The organism is Corallococcus sp. CA054B, assembly GCF_003611625.1.
Lineage (GTDB): Bacteria > Myxococcota > Myxococcia > Myxococcales > Myxococcaceae > Corallococcus > Corallococcus coralloides.
Window position 1 is genome coordinate 22,011 of sequence record NZ_RAVY01000022.1, and the last position, 17,849, is coordinate 39,859.

15 protein-coding genes are annotated in these 17,849 nt (G+C 70.4%); 5 read left to right on the plus strand and 10 right to left on the minus strand.

Annotated features, from left to right (window positions below; all coding sequences use genetic code 11):
- Window positions 1-28 precede the first annotated feature (28 nt).
- The 8 genes from ileS to D7V80_RS08335 form a co-directional block, all read right to left on the minus strand.
- Window positions 29-2,923: an isoleucine--tRNA ligase gene (gene ileS / locus D7V80_RS08300; protein ID WP_120587639.1), complete on the minus strand. Its 2,895-nt coding sequence runs from the start codon at window positions 2,921-2,923 to the stop codon at window positions 29-31.
- Between the two features lie 53 nt (window positions 2,924-2,976).
- Window positions 2,977-3,273 (minus strand): hypothetical protein, encoded by a 297-nt coding sequence (locus D7V80_RS08305; protein ID WP_014400417.1) that lies wholly within the window; start codon window positions 3,271-3,273, stop codon window positions 2,977-2,979.
- 30 nt (window positions 3,274-3,303) lie between these two features.
- Complete coding sequence (locus D7V80_RS08310; protein WP_120587640.1) at window positions 3,304-3,993, minus strand: hypothetical protein; 690 nt, start codon at window positions 3,991-3,993, stop codon at window positions 3,304-3,306.
- Between the two features lie 10 nt (window positions 3,994-4,003).
- A complete protein-coding gene (locus D7V80_RS08315) occupies window positions 4,004-4,336 on the minus strand; it encodes a hypothetical protein (protein WP_120587641.1) in 333 nt (110 codons plus the stop codon).
- A gap of 2 nt (window positions 4,337-4,338) precedes the next feature.
- Window positions 4,339-5,334 (minus strand): TadE/TadG family type IV pilus assembly protein, encoded by a 996-nt coding sequence (locus D7V80_RS08320; RefSeq protein ID WP_120587642.1) that lies wholly within the window; start codon window positions 5,332-5,334, stop codon window positions 4,339-4,341.
- Complete coding sequence (locus tag D7V80_RS08325; protein WP_120587643.1) at window positions 5,334-7,004, minus strand: pilus assembly protein TadG-related protein; 1,671 nt, start codon at window positions 7,002-7,004, stop codon at window positions 5,334-5,336. Before D7V80_RS08325 ends, D7V80_RS08320 begins: the two co-directional genes overlap by 1 nt.
- A gap of 5 nt (window positions 7,005-7,009) precedes the next feature.
- Window positions 7,010-7,816, minus strand: coding sequence for a TadE/TadG family type IV pilus assembly protein (locus D7V80_RS08330; protein ID WP_120560798.1), 807 nt, complete (start codon window positions 7,814-7,816; stop codon window positions 7,010-7,012).
- A 168-nt stretch (window positions 7,817-7,984) separates the two neighbouring features.
- Window positions 7,985-9,421: a sigma 54-interacting transcriptional regulator gene (locus D7V80_RS08335; RefSeq protein WP_199738437.1), complete on the minus strand. Its 1,437-nt coding sequence runs from the start codon at window positions 9,419-9,421 to the stop codon at window positions 7,985-7,987.
- A 77-nt stretch (window positions 9,422-9,498) separates the two neighbouring features.
- Between D7V80_RS08335 and D7V80_RS08340 the strand changes: the two genes are divergently transcribed.
- Both D7V80_RS08340 and D7V80_RS08345 read left to right on the plus strand, forming a co-directional pair.
- Window positions 9,499-10,518: a RimK family alpha-L-glutamate ligase gene (locus D7V80_RS08340; RefSeq protein WP_120587644.1), complete on the plus strand. Its 1,020-nt coding sequence runs from the start codon at window positions 9,499-9,501 to the stop codon at window positions 10,516-10,518.
- Between the two features lie 195 nt (window positions 10,519-10,713).
- The gene (locus D7V80_RS08345; RefSeq protein ID WP_120587645.1) at window positions 10,714-11,385 is read left to right on the plus strand and encodes a DsbA family protein; all 672 of its coding nucleotides are present in this window, start codon (window positions 10,714-10,716) and stop codon (window positions 11,383-11,385) included.
- Between the two features lie 62 nt (window positions 11,386-11,447).
- Here D7V80_RS08345 and D7V80_RS08350 read toward each other — a convergent pair whose 3' ends face one another.
- Window positions 11,448-12,437: a hypothetical protein gene (locus tag D7V80_RS08350; RefSeq protein WP_120587646.1), complete on the minus strand. Its 990-nt coding sequence runs from the start codon at window positions 12,435-12,437 to the stop codon at window positions 11,448-11,450.
- A 185-nt stretch (window positions 12,438-12,622) separates the two neighbouring features.
- Between D7V80_RS08350 and D7V80_RS42180 the strand changes: the two genes are divergently transcribed.
- From D7V80_RS42180 to D7V80_RS08365, 3 genes are all read left to right on the plus strand, one after another.
- On the plus strand, window positions 12,623-13,549 hold the full coding sequence (locus D7V80_RS42180; RefSeq protein WP_199738439.1) for a hypothetical protein: 927 nt from the start codon (window positions 12,623-12,625) through the stop codon (window positions 13,547-13,549).
- Between the two features lie 219 nt (window positions 13,550-13,768).
- Window positions 13,769-14,617, plus strand: a complete 849-nt coding sequence (locus D7V80_RS08360; RefSeq protein ID WP_120587647.1) for a carboxypeptidase-like regulatory domain-containing protein — start codon at window positions 13,769-13,771, stop codon at window positions 14,615-14,617.
- A gap of 150 nt (window positions 14,618-14,767) precedes the next feature.
- The gene (locus tag D7V80_RS08365; protein WP_147447020.1) at window positions 14,768-16,741 is read left to right on the plus strand and encodes a cell wall metabolism sensor histidine kinase WalK; all 1,974 of its coding nucleotides are present in this window, start codon (window positions 14,768-14,770) and stop codon (window positions 16,739-16,741) included.
- Here D7V80_RS08365 and D7V80_RS08370 read toward each other — a convergent pair.
- The gene (locus tag D7V80_RS08370) at window positions 16,738-17,784 is read right to left on the minus strand and encodes a PD40 domain-containing protein (protein WP_199738442.1); all 1,047 of its coding nucleotides are present in this window, start codon (window positions 17,782-17,784) and stop codon (window positions 16,738-16,740) included. The genes D7V80_RS08365 and D7V80_RS08370 overlap by 4 nt on opposite strands.
- Window positions 17,785-17,849 lie beyond the last annotated feature (65 nt).

The following is a 17,849-nucleotide window of genomic DNA, read 5'->3' on the forward strand; positions in this document are numbered from 1 at the left end:
CTCGCGGTGGCGTCTCTTTCTCACCGTCTCAGCTCAATGCCTCACGGCACTTGAGACATACGTCGTCACCCTGCCCCACCGCTTCCGAGTACACCCAGCAGCGCGGGCACTTGGTGCCTTTCGCCAGTAGCACCTCCGCGGACAGGGACTCCCCGTCACCGAAGGTCTGTGAAACATCCAGCGCCTTCGCGGCCTCGGACGGAGCCTCCGTCAGCTCCACTTGGCTCACGATGAACAAACCCGGCAGCTCCGCGAGGTGCGCATCCAACACCTCCCGGACAGCGCCCGTGGCGCCCAGCACCACGCGGGCCCCCAGCGACGCGCCGATGCGCTTGTCCCGCCGCGCCACCTCCAGCACGCCCTGCACCGCGCTGCGCACCGCGAAGAGCTTCGCGTAGCGCGCCTCCAGCTCCGGCGGCATCGTGGCCTTCACGTCCGCGAAGCCCGCCAGGAACACGCTCTTCGCGCGCTCGCCCGGCAGGTGCTGCCACGCCTCCTCCGCCGTGAAGCTCATCACCGGCGCCAGCAGCGGCAGCAGCACCGTGAGCACCTCGTGCAGCACCGTCTGCGCGCCCCGCCGCGCGGAGCCGTCCTGCTTCGCCGTGTAGAGCCTGTCCTTCAGGATGTCGAAGTACACGGCTGACAAGTCATTGGCGCAGAAGTCCACCACCGTCGCGTAGACGAGGTGGAACTCATAATCCTCGTACGCCTGCCGCACGCGCGCGGCCACCTGCGCCAGCCTTCCGCGCGCCCACTGGTCCAGGGGCAACAGCTTGTCCCCGGGCACCGCGTCCTTCGCCGGGTCGAAGTCGTGCAGGTTGCCCAGCGCATACCGCAAGGTGTTGCGGATCTTCCGGTAGCCCTCCGACAGGCCCTTGAGGATGGCATCCGACAGGCGCACGTCGTTGCGGTAGTCGCTCGCCGCCACCCACAGGCGCAGCACCTCCGCGCCGTACTGCTGGATGACCTTGTCCGGCGCCACCGTGTTGCCCCGGCTCTTGGACATCTTCTCGCCCTGGCCATCCACCACGAAGCCATGCGTCAGGCAGGCCTTGTAGGGCGCCACGTCGCGCGTGCCCACCGCCACCAGCAGCGAGGAATGGAACCAGCCCCGGTGCTGATCACTCCCCTCCAGGAACAGGTCCGCCGGCACGCGCTGCCGCTTCGCCAGCACCGCGGACGCCATGCACGCCGAGTCGAACCACACATCCAGGATGTCCGTCTCGCGATGGAACTCACCCTTGCCGCAGCGCAGGCACGTGAAGTCCTGCCCGAGGAACTCCTTCACCGGCGTGCGGTACCACACGCCCGCGCCCTCCTGCTCCACCGCCGCCGCCACCCGCTCCATCACCTCCGGGGACACCACCGCGTCGTCGCACCCGTCGCAGTACGCGATGGGAATCGGCACGCCCCAGCTGCGCTGCCGGCTGATGCACCAGTCCGGACGGCCCTCCAACATGCCCCGGATCCGCGACTGTCCCCATGACGGCACCCACTGCACCTGCTCCACCTGCTCCAGCACCACCTGCCGGAACGTCTGCGTGCCGTGGAAAGGCGCGTCCATCGGGATGAACCACTGGTAGGTCGCCGCCTGGATGACCGGCTGGTGGCAGCGCCAGCAGTGCGGATAGCTGTGCGTGACGGTGTCCGACTTGTCATTGAGCAGCGCGCCCCGCTGCACCAGCAAATCCAACACCACCGGGTTCGCCTCGAACACGCGACGGCCCGCGAGCACCTCGCCCACCGTGTCGTCGTAACGGCCGTCCGCGCGCACCGGGTTGTAGATGTCCAGGCCGTACTTCAAGCCGACCTCGTAGTCCTCCTGGCCATGCCCCGGCGCCGTGTGCACCAGCCCCGTGCCCGCGTCCAACGTGACGTGCTCACCCAGCACCACGCGCCCCTGCCGCTCCAGGAACGAGTGCTGATACGTCACGTGCTCCAGGTCCTCGCCCGTCGCGTACGCGAGGATGCGCGACGGATCCACCAGCGCCGGAGATGACACCTCGCCCGTGGGCAGCTGCACGTGCTTCACGGCCAGCTCGTCCGACTTCACCTCCGCCAGCACCTTCGCCAGCAGGTCCTTCGCCACGCAGAGGACGCGGTCCTCCAGTCGGTAGAACACGTATTCGAACCCGGCGTTCACCGCGATGGCCAGGTTGGCCGGCAGCGTCCAGGGCGTGGTGGTCCAGATGACGAAGGACACGCGCTGGCCCTTCAGCTGCGGCAGCTTCTCCACCAACTCCGGCCCCGCGTCGAAGACCACGTACGCGGACGGAGACGTGTGCTCCGCGTACTCCACCTCCGCCTCCGCGAGCGCGGTCTGGTCCTGGAGGCACCACGCCACGGGCTTCTTGCGCCGGTACAGCATGCCCCGGCGCGCGAACGCGGCCAGCTCGCGGACCTCCTGCGCCTCGTAGCTGAAGTCGAGCGTCCGGTAGGGCGCGTCCCACGTCCCGAAGACGCCCAGCCGCTGGAACTCCGCGCGCTGGATGTCCACGAACTCCAGCGCGTACTCGCGGCAGCGCTCCAGCAGCGCGTCGCGCGACAGCGTGCGCTTGTCCAGCTTCTGTTCCTTGAGGCGCTTCTCCACCGCCTGCTCGATGGGCAGACCGTGGGTGTCCCAGCCGGGGATGAAGTCACACGGGCGTCCGGAGAGGTTCCGGAACTTCACCACGATGTCCTTCAGCACCTTGTTGAGCGCATGCCCGGCGTGCAGGTGGCCGTTGGCATACGGCGGCCCGTCCGCCAGCACGAAGGGCTCACGGCCCGCGTTCTTCGCCAGCAACTGCGTCCACACGTCCTGCTCCCGCCACCAGGCGAGCAGGCGCGGTTCGAGCTGGCCCAGGTTCCCCTTCATGGGGAACTCCGTGCGCGGCAGGTGGACGGTGGCGTCGAGGTCCTTGCGGGAGGGGGCGTCGCTCATGGCTGGCAGCGCCCGTAACACCCTCCCGCCGGTCCTTCAATCCAGGCGCGGACTCACTCGTCGTGGTGGTCGTCGCCGTGTTCGTGCGTGTGCGGCTGGGGCGTGTTCTTGCCCTTGCCCTTGGGACACTTCTTCGCGCACTTCGCCTTCGCGGCCTGGAACGCCTTGGTGCACTTGTCCGTGCAGTTCCTGTCCTTGGCGGAGCACTTCTTCACACAGGCCTGCATCGTGGGGCCGGCGTTGATGGAGCACTTCTCGTCGCACGTCTGCGCGAGCGCCTGGGGCGCCACCAGCACGGCTCCCAGCGCCATCAGTCCCAGCCATCCCCGCACCGCGATACGCGTCGTCATGTCGCTTCCGTCTTTCCTTGCCCGCTGGCGTCACTCGCCCGGGCGCATGTCATCGTCTGGCGCCGCGGCCCGGCGCACCAGCCGCACCGCCACCGGACCATCCTTGGTGACCGCGACGTTGAGCGCGACCTCTTCCGTGGAGGACTTGAACACGCGGGGCTGGATTTCCTTGAACCCCGCCTTGGTGAGCACCTCGCGGTAGAAGGCCTCCACCTCCGCGGTCGTCTTGCCCGGCACCGAGTAGCTCACCGTGTGCGAGCCCTCCGTCCGCGCCGTCAGCACCCCGGCGCCACCGGGGAAGACGGGCAGCCCGGCCGGCTGCGGGGCCTTCGCCGCGCCCAGGTTCGCCTGCCCCAGGAACACCGTGGTGGTGCCGTCCGGGTTCACCTGGAGGATGGCCGTGTAGGAGATGAAGTTGCGCGTGTCGAGGGCCGTCACCATCGGTTCGCGCAAGAGCTGCGGCTGCTTGTACGCCTCATCCACCGAGAAGCCCCAGGCCTGGAAGCGGTCCACCACGCTCTGGAGGATGACCTGCGCCTTCTCCTTGCTGCGCACCGCGAGCAGCTTCACCGGCACGCCATTGGCGTCCACCTGGCCTGGCACGTCCACGACGCTGACGGTCTTCGGGATGTCCCAGGTGAAGTTGGCCCGCTGCGCCCAGGCAGGAGCGGAAAGCCCCAATACCAGCGTCAGGGCCGCCCCACGAATCGCGCGCATCATCCCGCCCCTCCTACCCGCCGCGGTGCGTACGCGCGGCCTTGACGGACTTGCCCGACTTCGGACCCGTGTCGCCCTCCGGCTTGGGGCAGCGGGCCTTGCACTGGTTGAACTGGGCCTGGAACTTCTGCGCGCAGCGCGCGGAGCAGGTGCGGCTGCTGTCCTTCGCCGATCCCGGGCTGCTCGGCGCCGGACAGGCGGTGATGCAGGCGTTGAGCGTGTCCCCGTTCTTCGTCGCGCAGTCCGTGTTGCACGAATTGCTGTCCGCGCGCGCGGGAGCCGCCGCCAGACACATGCCCAGCACCAACGCCAGCACTCCCCCCGACAGCAGGCTTCGCATCTTCATCTTCAGCAATCCTTTCCAAGGAAACAGCCGTTACGGTCCAGATAGCCCAGACCATAATGGGGCGTGGTAATGCCAATCAGCGCGCCGGGCGACGTGTTCCACAGGTTGCCCAGGGGCGCGGGCCTGCTGACAAAGGCCTGCATGAATTGGCTCTCCTCACCCGCCGCGCTCATCCAGAAGGTGTTCTCCCGCTGCATCAAGACCAGGGGCGGCAGCGGGTTGAAGAAGAGGGCATCCATGGCCAGGAAGCTGGCGTAGGTCGGGATGGGCAGCGTGGTGGGCTCGTAGACGCCCTTCGTGGCCGTGTAGAACGGCCCGTTGGTGCACGGCAGCGCCATGTCCTGGAACAGCAAGCAGGTGGAGGACTCGATCTCGTTCGACAGGCCCCAGTCATCCACGAGCATGGAAAAGCGGCCCCGGCAGGTGCCGCCCACCGCCCGGCCAATGCCACACACCTGGATGGCGGCGTTGGCGGCTTCCAGGTGCTGCTGGTTGTACAGGCCGGTCTCCGGCGTCTGGTCAAGGAACCGGCTGGGGATGTTCCAGGCGCTCAGGGTCGCCTGGGACGTGCACGCCGTGCCGCCCTCGTCGCGGTACATCAACCGGGTCAGCACGGGGCCATCCCACTCCAGGCCCCCGTTCCGGCCGCAGCTCACGCGCAGGTCCGAGCCCCGCGTGAACACCTGCGTAATGGTGTCGCCATGGTTGACGGACGACAGGCCGTTGAAGTCCGCGTACCGCGCCTGCGCGTCCTCGCCCGCGCGCCGCATGGAGTCATGCGCGGAGCCGTAATCCACGGGGATGTCATGCATCTCCCCGTGCGTGCCGTTCCACAGCGCGGACACGGCGGCCTCCTGAACCTTCAGCGACAGGAAGCCCACCTCCGCGAAGTGGATGCCGAACACCAGGATGGTGACGAACAGAGTGACGCCGAGGGCCGCCTCGACGATGGACTGGCCCCGCGCCTGCCGGCGGTGAGAACGAAGGTGGCGGTGCATCACTGGAACCCCCTGAAGCCGACGCGGCGGAGCTCTTCGATGGTCTGGGCGGAGGACGGAGAGGTGGGGCGCAGCGTGTCGATTGCGTCCTGCAGGCCAGACTCGTCCGTGTCCACCGGCACAAGCGTGGCGCGCCAGTACGGGTTGAGCAGGTTGGGCGGCTCACTCCAGTGGGAGACGCCCAGACTGCGGCCACGGTGGTAGTACGCGATGCCCGTGGACAGCGCCGTCTGGATGCCCAGCGGCGTGACACCGTCCGCCATGGTGGCGCTGGTGTTGTCGAACTGGCCCGCGTTCGGGTTCGGATTGGCCGCCTTGAAGCGGAAGCGGAACGCCAGGTTCCACGGGTCCTGCTGCGCGACGGGCATGTTGCTGCGGTCGCGCTGGATGACCGCGAAGTTCTTCGGCTGCCCGTAGTTGTTGTCCGCGCCGTTGGGCCACAGCTCCGTCAGGTTGTAGTCCATGAACGGCGGCCAGATGCCCGGGCAGCTCGACGGGCCGCCCAGACACGGCGCCAGCATGTGCCGGGCGAAGGGCGCCGGGTCCGTGCCGCCCAGCCACATATGCGTGGGTGTGGGCATGACGCCACCGGAGGCCGCGAACAGGGCAATGGTCGGGACCGTGCCGCCCACCATCACCGGGCACGGCGGCCCACCGCCATGCGCGATGTGGTTGTAGATGAAGGCCACGAGGCCCTCGTCCTCGGCCGTGACGGCGGGAGCGTAGGGGGGAAAGAACCCGTACTGGAGGATCGGCTTGCCGAAGTGGGCCGTGCCCGCGGCGACCGGGAGCGAGACCATGTCCGGCGGCAGGATGACGAAGGCCAGGTTCGCCTCGTGCGCGACGTACTGCTGGAGCAGGCGCGACGTGACGAAGGTGAAGCCGCGGCTGCCCATGGCCGCGTCCACGCTGTGGGCCACCGTCAGCGGCAGCGGATCACACACCGCGCCGCCACCCACGCACGCCGTGTTGTCCGCCAGCTCGTTCCGGGAGACGTTGCCCGCGGACGGCGCCAACCACCCCGCGTCGCGCGGGTTCTTTCCCGGCACCAGGTCCCCCAGGATGTCGTTGGCGAAGCCCTGGTCGCCCACCTTGTCCTCGAGGCTCATGTAGTCCTCCAGCGAGGAGGCATACAGCGCGCCCGCGGCCACCTGGTGCAGGCGCATCTGCAGGCCCACCATCGGATCCAACGACTGGAAGACGGCCTCCACGCGCAGGTCCTCGCGCTGGAGCGTGGTGATCAGCCGGCCCAGGTCCGTCACCCCGCGGACGCCGCACTGGCACATGCGGGCGCAGAAGCCGTTGGACCAGGCGCAGGGGCAGCCCGCGGTGGCGAACGCCTGGTAGACGGGCAGCCACGCCCCGTAGCCGATCTTCGCCGCGTTCAACTCGCCGCGGTAGAGGCTGGCCCAGCTGAGCAGGCTGGCCGCGCCGGCGTTCGCCACCATGTGGGCGATCTCCGCGCGGTTGCTGACGGCGATGGTGTTGAACGTGCGCGCCGTGGCCACCGCGTTGGAGTACGCGGCCGCGTCCGCCACCGTCTGCACCTCGATGCGCTCGCGCACCTTCATGGTGAACGACAGCGTGAGGGCCACCATCAGCAACAGCAGCAGCATGCTGAGGACGAACAGCACCAGGGTCTGACCGCGCTGGGAGAAGGAGCGCTTCATGGTTTTCACCGGGGACAGGCCATGGTGGCGAAGAAACGCGACTTCACGGGCGTCATCATTCGCATGGTGAACGTGGTGATGATGGGGAAGACGTACTGCCGGTTGAGCACGCGCTCCGCCAGCTCCGCGCCCAGCTCACCGTCCAGCACGTGCGACGTCGTCACGTCACTGCCGTTCCAGTTGGCGTTGCGCTCCGCGACGATCAGCGGGTTCGCGTCCGTGTAGGGACGCAGGTTGAAGTGCGCCAGGAACATGCGCGACATCACCCAGTTGGCGAACGGGATGCGCAGCGGGTACCAGAACACCAGCTGCACCTCCAGCCGCCGCAGGTGCCCCGGCCGGTCGAAGTCGCTGTCCTCCGGGCTGTCCACGCCGCCGCCCGCCAGGTCCCGCTGGATCCACACGATGCTGCGGTTGTGGACGCCGTCCATGCCGGGGCCCGGGCCGCCGGAGCCCGCGTAGCGGTTGTTCATCCGCGCCGCGAACGCCTCCGCCAACAGCCGGGGCGCGTCCGAACCCGCGCCGCGGCCCAACGGACCGTTGAGCGACCCCGTCCCCTGCCCCATGAACGAGTGGAAGGTCGGAATCAGCGCCAGGATGGCCGCGTGGGTCATCCGCTCGCAGTCCCCGTGCGCCACGCTGCCCGCGCGCGTCGCCCGGAAGGCCGCGTAGTGCGTCATCACCCGCGCCTGCATCATCAGGAACAGCTGCAGCGCGCCCAGGATGAGGAACGTCACCAGTGGCAGCGACAGCGCGGCCTCCACCAGGGCCTGGCCGGATTCGCCTGCTTCACGGGGGGATCGTGCGCTCATACGGGGGCGTATCCTGCGGGACGGGGGAATCTCGCAGTATCCGTCAAGTGACCGCCGACACACTGCGTCGGGGTCTGAAAGGGGGTCCGGGATTGTCTCAGAGGACGGGCCCCGTGAAAACCTCCCGGGGATTCAACACCCTCAGTGAAACCGTGTAACGACGCTGTTTCAGCGCGGTTTCAGCCCCTTGGCGTCGAGCTGATACTTCTTCACCAGCCGCTCGATGGACTTGCGGTGCAGCCCGCTCTCCCGGGCGGCGCGGGACAGGTTGCCCTCGCAGCGGGTGAGGACGCTGGTGACGTACTCGCGCTCGAAGTTCTCCAGGAGCTGCTCCTTGGCGTCCTTGAAGGCCAGGTGCTCGTTGAAGGGCAGCGGCCCCTCGCGGGCCTGGCCCCGGACGCGCGGGGGCAGGTGGGACGGGAGGATCTCCTCGCCCTCGTCGGAGAAGGTCAGCACGTGGGAGAGCACGTTCATCAGCTCGCGCACGTTGCCGGGCCAGGCGTAGGCCATGAGCAGCCCCAGCGCCTCCGCGGAGAAGCGCTTGCGGCCGTGGGTCTCCACCACCTCCGGCTCCGCCAGCGCCTGCTTGAGGATGAGCGGGATGTCGTCCCGGCGCTGGCGCAAGGGCGGCAGCTGGATGTGGATGACGGACAGGCGGAAGTAGAGGTCCTCGCGGAAGTTGCCCGCGGCGATCTCCTTCACCAGGTCGCGGTGGGTCGCGGCGATGACCCGGCAGTCCACTTCAATGACGTCGTTGCCGCCCACCCGGCGCACCTCGCGGTTCTCCAGCACGCGCAGGAGCTTGGGCTGCAGGTCCAGGCGCAGCTCGCCCAGCTCGTCCAGGAAGATGGTGCCCCCTTGCGCGCGCTCGAAGGCGCCGGGGCGGCTGGACGTGGCGCCGGTGAAGGCGCCCTTCTCATGGCCGAACAGCTCGCTCTCGATGAGGTTGGGCGGGATGGCGCCGCAGTCCAGCACCACCATGGGGCCCTTCTTGCGGCCGGACAGCTCATGGATGGCGCTGGAGACCAGCTCCTTCCCGGTGCCCGTCTCCCCCTGGATGATGACGGACACGTCCATGGGCGCGATGCGCTTGATGAGCCCGAACACCTGCCGCATCTTCACGCTCTGGCCCACCATGCCGCACAGCTCGCCCTCGCGGTCGGGCTCCACCGCCACCTCTTCGTCCAGGGGAGCGAAGGTGATGACGGAGGAGCCGGCGCGGATCTGCGAGCCCGGGGACAGGTAGGCCCTTTCAATGCGGCGGCCGTCCAGGAAGGTGCCGTTGGTGGAGTTGAGGTCCACCAGGAGGTGGCCGCGCTCGGTGTATTGGACCTCGAAGTGGTGGCGGCTGGCGGTGCGGTCCTCCACCAGCACCAGGTCGTTGCCCGGGTGGGCCCCGCAGCGCAGCCGCTCCTTGTCGCTGACCATGGAGCGGCCGGTGTCCGGCCCCGAAGTCACCAGCAGCCGGCACTTGTGCAGCTTCACGCTGGCGCGCGAATCCACCACCAGTGTCTCCCCGAGCAGGGGGGACTGGGAGGACAGCTCGAGGCCGACGTCTCCGGGATTGGTGTGGATGTCGTCGGGATGCGGGTTGGGTGCGGTCATCAGTGAACGCGAGGATAGCAAAGGGTGCCCACCTGCCGTGCCTCCACGCCCGTGCGTGCTAGTGTCCCGCGCCCCGCATGCCCCCCCGAAAAGCCCAGCCGAAGAAGGCGCCCGTCCCGACTGGCGCACAGGCACCCGAGCGCGGTGACGCACCGCGACCCAAGCGGCCCCGCGCCAAGAAGACCGTGGCCATCCTGTCCCGCAAGCGCTCGCTGTACTCGACACGCCGGCTGGTGGAGGCCATCAAGGCCCAGGGGCACCGGGCGCTCGTGTTCGACACGCTGCGCTGCTGCCTGCTCCTGGCCCGCGGCCAGCCGCGCATGACCTACCGCGGCGCGGAGGTGAAGGGCGTGGACGTGGTGATTCCGCGCATTGGCGCGTCCATCACCGCGTACGGCCTGGCGGTGGTGAACCACTTCGAGATGATGGACGTGCCGGTGCTCAACCCGCCCACCGCCATCGCGCGGAGCCGCGACAAGCTGCGCGCGCTCCAGTTCCTCGCCCGCGCGGGCCTGGACATGCCCCGCACGGTGATGGCGCATGACCGCGGCAACGTGCGCAAGCTGGTGCAGGAGGTGGGTGGGCTGCCCGTCATCATCAAGCTGATCAAGGGCACCCAGGGCGTGGGCGTGATGATCGCCCACACGCTGCCGGAGGTGCAGACCATCCTCGACACCTTCTGGGACCTGGGCCAGGAGATCGTCCTCCAGGAGTTCGTCGCGGAGAGCGAGGGCCGCGACGTGCGCGCGCTGGTGGTGGGCGACACCGTGGTGGGCGCCATGCGCCGCAAGGCGAAGAAGGGCGAGTTCCGCTCCAACATCCACCGCGGCGGCGAGGGCCGCGCCATCACCCTGCCCCCGGACTACGTGGAGGCCGCGGTGAAGGCGGCGCGCATCATCGGCCTGGAGGTCGCGGGCGTGGACATGCTGGAGGGCCGCGAGGGTCCGCGCCTGATGGAGATCAACTCCAGCCCCGGCTTCGAGGGCCTGGAGGGCGCCACCGGCAAGGACATCGCGGGCCACATCGTGGAGCACGCGTTGGTGTACGCGGGGACCCGGGCCAGCGCGTTGCGCACACGGGCGGGCCGCGCTTCCTGAACGAGATGTGGTGTTGAAAGCAGGCGCGCGAGCAGCACCTGCGTGCCTGCCCGCCTGCTCCATGGCGTGCGTGCGGGACTTCACGGTGCGCACGGTGCCTTGGATGCTCCTCAGGAATACGGGAATGCCTTCGGGCGCGGATTGTCCGTGGGTGTTGGCAGCGGCGGGGATGCGCCTCTAATCTGGCGACCCCCGATGAAAACGCTGCACAAGCCGCTGCAGATCACCGTCTACCAGGATGTGCTTTGTTCCTGGTGCTACCTCGCCGACCAACGGTTGGAGGTGCTTCGCCAGGAGTTTGGCGATGCCGTCCGCTGGAGCGTGCGTCCCTACCCCTTGCGTCTGCACGACGTCCTGCCCACGGAGCGCGAAGTGCGCGGGCTGGTGGAAGAGGTGAAGCGCGCGCAGCGCGAACCCGACCCCACGGCCTCGCTGCTCTCCACGGACCTGTGGCTGAGCGGTGATCCACCGCGCTCCAGCGTTCCGGCGCTGGCGGCGCTGGAGGCGGCGCGGTTGCAGGGGCCGCAGGCGCGGGCCTTCCTCGCGCGGTCCATGCAGCGCGCCGCGCTGGAGCAGGGCGTCAATGTGTCGCGCTCGGATGTGGTGTTCGAGCTGGCGTCGCGCGTGGGCCTGTCCATGAACCAGTTCTCTGCGGCCTTCCGTTCGGAAGAGACGCGCCGGCTCATCTACGACGAGCACCGGCTGGCCGGCAGCCGCGGCGTGCGCGGCGTGCCCACGCTGGTGATTGGCGGCCGGTGGATGCTGTGCGGCCTGCGCGAGCTGTCCGAGTACCGCGAGCACATCCTCGCGTGCCTGGGCAAGGTCGCCGTGCCCCGCTCGGGTTTCTCCGAGCGGCTGGTGCACTGAAGTCCCCCGCGCGCCTTCGCTTCCGTTTCGCGAAGGCGCGCCTCCCGTGCTCCCCGCGGCGTTCAGCCCGGGAAGGACTCCGCGGCGTCTTCATTCCTCGGGGAGCGCAGGGCCAGGAACATCCCCGCGATGAGCAGCTGGGCCAGCGCCATGCCGGGGATGAAGCCCACGCAGCACGCGAAGACCCCCGCCACCATGACGGCGCCCCCCGCGAACCCCACGCCCAGGATGCCCAGGCGCTGATCGCGCGCGGCCTCCCAGCTGCGGCGCAGCACCTCCCAGGGCGAGGGCGGCGCGTCGTCGTACGCGAGCTCCGGCTGGACCAGGTACAGCGGCAACGCCAGGTACACGATGGGCCCCACCAGCACCAGGAACCCCAGCCCCATCATGCCGAGGATGGGCACCAGCGCGTTCCAGACCTCGTCCGATGAGGAGTTCAGGTCCACGCCGCTCAGCAGGCCCGTGCCCACGAGCGCGAGGAAGCCCAGGGAGAACAGCAGGGCCAGCGGCACCAGCACGATGACGAAGACGAGGAGCATCGTCAGCGTATAGGGCACCGCCTTGTGCATCTGGCTGAAGAGGCGCGCCACGTCCGCGCGGCCGCCGTGCAGCACGTCGAAGCACACGCGCAGCAGGCCCAGCTGCACCAGGCCTTGCACCAGCTGCTGCGCCACGAGCCCCACCATGCTCAGCACCCCGGCGAGGACGACACTGTCCACCGCCGTGCCAATGGCCGTGGCCACGTTGATGAGCAGCTGCGCTCCCAGGGACACGCCCAGGTAGACCAACACCGCGAGCGACAGCATCCCCCACTCGCGCTGGAACGCCGCCCAGCACACGTCCCACAGGTTGCTGAAGTTCCAGGTCTCCCGGTTCAGCGGGAACGTGGCGCCGGAGCGCTCCCGGCACGTGGGGCAGCGCGGCGACGCGCCGTCCTGGCTGCACGTGTCGCACGTGAAGTTGCCGCAGCGGGCGCAGGTGCCCGTGGCCTCCCGCCCCGGGTGCAGCGCGCAGGACGCCCCCATCGCGCGTCCGAAATCCACATCCGACATCCGCATGCCTCCCAAGGCGCGGCGCCCCCAGGGGCCGCGACCCGGGTGTCATATCAGGCGGGCCCCTCGCCTTCCCGGCGGGCGGGCGTTCCGGGTGAATTTCCGGGACGGCCGGCCGTCATGGGGGGCAGAGGTTGCGAAGCGGGACGCTTTGAGGGTCCACTTCCGCGACAGGAGACTTCTTCATGAACCGCTTGCTCGCCCTGGTCGTCCCCGTGGCCCTGCTGATGGGGACGGGCTGTGTCGTCGAGGCCCACTCGCATCGCCCCGTCCGCCGCGTGGCCTACGTCGCCCCCGCGCCCGTGGTGGAGTACCGGTTCGCCGGCGCGCACCCCGTCCCCGACGACTACGGCGGCGGCTGGTGCCCCGAGGACTACGCCCACGTCCACGACTACCAGCCGCCCCAGGCGTCCTACGTCTACACGGACAATGTCTACTACTACCGGGGCCCGACGGTGGTCTGGTACTGGGACTACCACCCCACCCCCAGCGGCGCGTACTGCAACTTCCACGGCCGCCACCAGCACGACTTCTACCCGCACGGCTCGTGGGGCGCGGGCTACTCCTACGACCGCGGCAGCCGGGGCTACCGCTGGAGCAACAGCCACTCGGCCTCCGCGGTCCCTGGCGGCCGCAACAACATCGCCCCCTCGCGGCCCGCACCCGCTCCGGCCCCCGTCAACCAGGGCCGCAACCCGCCCCCCGGCGGCACGGGCACCGGCGCCCGGCCTCCCAGCAGCTCCGGCTGGGGCCGCGGCAACAACGTCGCTCCCTCCACCAACTCGCGGGACAACGACCGGGACAATGACCGGGACAACAGCCGCAACAGCGGCGGCTGGGACACCCCGGCCAGCAAGAGCCGCGACGACGACAAGGACAACAACCGCGGCAACAGCGGCAACAGCAACAGCGGCAACAGTGGCCGGAGCAGCGGCGGCTGGAGCACCCCTCCCAGTGGCAACAGCGGCGGCGGCAGCAGTGGCCGGAGCAACAGCGGCAACAGCGGCAGCAGCGGCCGGAGCAACAGCGGCAACAGCGGCAGCAGCAGCGGCGGCGGCTGGAACACCGGCAAGAGCTCCGGCTCCTCCGGCAGGAGCGGGTCGGGCTGGTAGCCGCTCCGCCTCCTCCTCCCTGGCGTGACCCGCGGCACCGGGCGACCGCCTTCCGTTTCCAGCGGAAGGCAGGCTCCCGGTGCCGACGTGTTTTCAACACCCGGAGGGCCCGGTGTCCGGGGCGTCCGGCCCGCGAGCGCGGCGGTGCGTCTTGAAGGGGACGAACGACACCGGGGGACGGATTGCGTGCCCCTCCCGCCGTGAAGATGTTGCCGCCCGATGAAACACTTCATTCGGGCGGCGGGTGGTGCCGTGCTCGGGCTGTTGGCGATGGCCTGTGGCGACGGCGGCTTCACACCGGACCCCGGCGTGCGGACCGAGGACGCCGAGGCGGTGGACCTGGAAAACCTTCGCATCCTCGTGACCGGCGAGGCACGCGTGTTCCCGGAGGCCGAGGGCATGGCCGCGGCGCCGGCATCTCTCACAGGGGTGGCGCTCACCGTGGAGGAGCCACTGCGCGTGGCCGTCAACGACGCGGCCGCCACCTTCGCCACCGGCGAGGTGGCCGAGAACGGCGCCTTCCGCATCACCGACGTGCCCGTGCGCGACATGCACCAGGGGCTCGCGGTGGGCCTGGTGCACGACGGCCTCGTGCGCAGCACCACGCTCGTCTACGACACCGCCTTCACCGGCACCCGTCCGCGCACGGACATCATCGACGCGAACGCGTGGGCCCTCCCCATCGCGTTCGTGGATCAGCTGGGCGCCGCCGTGGGTGCGCCGCGCCTCCAGGGCCACACCGGGGACCCGGCGGCCACCCTGGCCTCCGCGGGCTTCGTGCTGGGCCGGGTGGTGGACCTGAACGGCCAGCCCGTGAGCGGCGCGCGCGTGGCGTTGAACCGCGCCGAGCTGGCGGACCGCGTCTACTACCCGTCCGGTGACCTGACGTCCGTGGACTCCGCGGGTACCGCGGCCCACGGGCTGTTCCTCTTCGTGCACTCCGGCGCCGGGGCATCCTCCTTCCAGCTGTCCGTGGAAGGCACCGACACGTACGTGCCGCGCAACGTCGATGTGGGCCCGGGGCTGGGCGTCGTCCTCACCGTGTATCCAGGCCGCTACGCACCCTGACCCAACCCTGGACAGGCCGGACATCCCCGCCTAGGACGGACATCCCCCCAACCCCGGCGTCCCATAGCCGGGGGGGCCCCTGGCACGAGATGTTGTGGCAGGATGCAGGGCTGGCGTTCCGGGGGGACGCGGATGATGAGCGGCCGATCCATGCCACGAAGCACGGCGTTGGTCCGTGCCCTTGCGCGCAGCTCCGCGGTGGCCGCCGGCCTGGTGGGCCTGTTGGTGCTGGTGGGCTGGGCGTTGGATGTCATGGTCCTCAAGTCCATGGGCGCCGCGATCCCCGCCATGCGTCCCAGCGCCGCATTGGGGTTGATGCTGGGCGGGGCCGCGCTGGGGCTGCGGCTGCCGGCCCATCCCCGCCGCTTCCAGCACCGGCTGGGCACCGTGTTCGCACTGGCCACGGCCCTGCTGGGCGCGGCGAGCCTCGTGGACGGCGTCATCACCGGGGGCAACGGAGGCCTGGACGCGCTGTTCCTGCGCGTCTTTGGCGAGGACGGTGGCGCGTCACCCGGCGTCCCGCCGTCGCCCCTGACGGCGCTGTGCCTGATGCTCCTGGGCCCGGCGCTGGCGCTGGTGGACCGGGGCCACCCGCAGCGGCTGTCGTGGTCGGACGCGCTGGTGGTGCTGGCGCTGATGGCGGCGCTGACGGGGCTCAACGGCTTCCTGCTGGGCCCGCTGGTGACGCCCGTCGCCGCTCCGTTCTTCCAGGAGCGCAGCATGGGGCTGCACACCACCTGCGTGCTGATGCTGCTGGCCATGGGCACGCTGTGCGCCCGGCCGGAGCTGGGACTGATGGCGCGGCTCACCCGGGACACGCTGGGCGGCTTCGTGGCGCGGCGGCTGGTGCCGGTGACGCTGCTGGGGCCGCCGGTGCTGGGGCTGACGCTGGTGTTGATCCACCTGACGGGCGGGCTCAGCCACGACGCGAAGCTGCCCCTCTTCGCCACGGTGGTGGCCGCTGGCGGCGTCACGTTGGTGCTGCTGGCGGCGCGGGCGCTGGACGTCCTGGACACCGAACGCATGCGGGCCACCGCCGCGCTGGAGGCCTCCGAGGAGCGCTTCCGTACCTTCCTGGACACCGCGCCGGACCCCATGGTGGTGGTGGACGCCAGCGGCCGCGTGCGCTTCGCCAACGCGGAGGCGGAGCGCGTCTTCGGCTACCGCCGGGAGGCCCTGCTGGCCCGCGAGGTGGAGCTGCTCGTGCCGGAGGGGCTCCACGGCCCGGCCTCCGCCGGAGAGGGCCCGGAGCGCGCCAGGGGCGGGCGGCTGGTGTCCGGGCAGAGGCAGGACGGCACCAGCGTGCCGCTGGAGGTGCGGCTGAGCCCGCTGGAGGGCGAGGACGACGCCACGCGCATCGCCATCCTGCGTGACGTCACCGAGCGCCGGGACCTGGAGAAGCTGCGCGAGGAGTACGTGGGGCTCATCTCCCACGACCTGCGCAACCCGCTGAACACCATCAACCTGCGCGCCCACCTGCTCCAGCGCGCGCTGCACGAGCGGAAGCTGGAGCGCGAGGGCATCATGGCCCAGGCCATCATCCACAACGTGGAGTGGATGAGCACGATGATCGAGGAGCTGCTGGAGGGGTCGCGGCTGGAGTCCGGCCGGGTGAACCTGCGCCGCGAGGCGCGCGACCTGGGCCGCTTCCTGGAGGAGGTGCTGGAGCGCGACGTGCCGCCCGACTCGCGCGAGCGCTTCCGGCTGCACCTGGAGGCTCCGCTGCCGCCGGTGCCCATGGACGCCGCGCGGCTGGAGCGCGTGGTGACCAACCTGCTGACCAACGCGCTCAAGTACAGCCCCATGGGGACGCCGGTGGACGTGCGGCTCTCCGCCGTGCACGACCACGCCGTGGTGTCGGTGACCAACCAGGGCGCGGGCCTTTCTCCCAGGGACGCGGCGCGCCTGTTCGACAAGTACTACCGCACGGAGGACGGCCGCTCGGCGGACGGCAAGGGGCTGGGGCTGGGGCTCTACATCAGCCGGCTCATCGTGGAGGCCCACGGTGGCCACATCTGGGTGGAGAGCGAGCCGGACCGGGGCGTCACCTTCTTCTTCAGCGTGCCCCTGGAAGCCCCCGCCGCCCCCACGGCGCCCGAACCGCTGCGCCAGCGCGCGGGCTAGCGAGGCGCGAACCAGCGCGGCAGCCAGTCCGCGCCCTGCGCCGTGGTGAGCCGCGTCTGGCCGGTGCCGTCCGGGCGCATGAGGTACAGGTCGGTGTCGCCGTCGCGCTCGGAGACGAACACCAGCGCCTTGCCGTCCGGGCTCCAGGCCGGCATGTCGTCGCGGTGCTGTCCGTCCGTCAGCGCCACCGGCGCGCCTCCCGCCACGTCCGCCACCCAGATGCGGCTCTTGCCGTCCGCAAGCCGGGCCACGTACGCCACGCGCTTGCCGTCCGGGCTGAAGACCGCCTCGCGCTCGTCGCCCGCGAAGCCTTCTCCGGACAGGGCGCGCAGGTCCGAGCCATCCGCGCGCACCAGGTACAGGCGCTCCTTGCGCTCGCGGTTGCTCACGAACAGCAGCCACCTGCCGTCCGGGCTCCACTGCGGCGTCCGGTCCTCCATGTAGAACGTTGTGACGCGGCGGGGCTCGCCCGTGCCGTCCGCGCGGAAGACGTAGACCTCCGGGTCCCCGTCTCCGCTGCACACGCACGCCACCTCCGTGCCGTCCGGGGACACCGCGGGCTCGAAGCAGCCCGCCTTCACGTGCGTCAGCCGCGTGTCCACCGCGTTCGCCTGGGGCAGCACGCGCACCACGTCGCTGAAGCCCTGCGCGTCGGACTCCGCCACGAGCCACGTGCCGTCCGGCGCCCAGCTCGCGTTGCGCGCCCGGGGCCGGGGCGGATGCAGCGCCACCTGGCGGCCTCCCTCGAGCGGCTGCAGGCGCAGCTGCTGGAAGACGCGCCCGTTCGCCTCGCCCGACGCAATCACCAGCAGCGTGCGGCCGTCCGGCGACAGCGGGCCGGGATATTCGTCCTCCGGCGCGAAGGTGACCTGCGTCTCTTCTCCGGCGGGCGTCACCCGCCAGACGTCCTTCTGTCCCGCCCTCTCGGAGAGGAAGACGATGGTGCCCGGCAGGGCCCGCCGCTCCGCCTCCGACAGGGCGCCGGGCACCGGGACCGCGGCAGCGCCGCCGCAGCGGCCCTGACAGCCCATGGCGCCCAGCAGTGCGAGCACGGCCCACCACCGCCGTGCCCGCGAGGGCCCGGAACGCTTCCGCCGTTCAAGGCCCT